The following is a 460-nucleotide window of genomic DNA, read 5'->3' as shown; positions in this document are numbered from 1 at the left end:
GATTGTGCAGACGCTGCTGAAGGAGTACGCGGTCAGCGTGGAGACGCGCCTGGCGGGCAACTACCGGGTGTGGGAGTACTGCGTGCAGTATCAGGAGAGCAGCCTGGACTTCATCAGCCGCCTGATGGAGCTGGAGGGGATTTACTACTTCTTCCGCCACGAGGCGGACAAACATACGCTGGTGCTGTGCGACGCGCCGGACCAGCATCAGGCGTTTCCGGGCTATGAGACCATCGCCTATCACGTCACCCCGTCGGGCGGCGTGGTGACGGAAGAGGGCATCAGCCAGTGGTCGCTGGCGGAGAGCGTGACGCCGGGCATCTACAGCACCGACGACTACGACTTCCGCAAGCCGAACGCGTGGATGCTGCAGGCGCGGCAGAACCCGGCGTCGCCGGTGCCGGGCTCGGTGGACGTCTACGACTGGCCGGGCCACTTTGTCGACCACAGCCACGGCGAG

General features: G+C 65.2%; 1 protein-coding gene. It reads left to right on the top strand.

The window, feature by feature from the left end; translation table 11 throughout:
• A partial coding sequence (locus tag NP77_RS19120; protein WP_039661322.1) for a contractile injection system protein, VgrG/Pvc8 family occupies window positions 1-460 on the top strand: 460 nt, incomplete at both ends.

Origin of the sequence: Pantoea sp. MBLJ3 (assembly GCF_000816655.1) — a bacterium.
Lineage (GTDB): Bacteria > Pseudomonadota > Gammaproteobacteria > Enterobacterales > Enterobacteriaceae > Pantoea > Pantoea eucalypti.
This window is presented reverse-complemented; position numbering and strand designations above follow the sequence as displayed.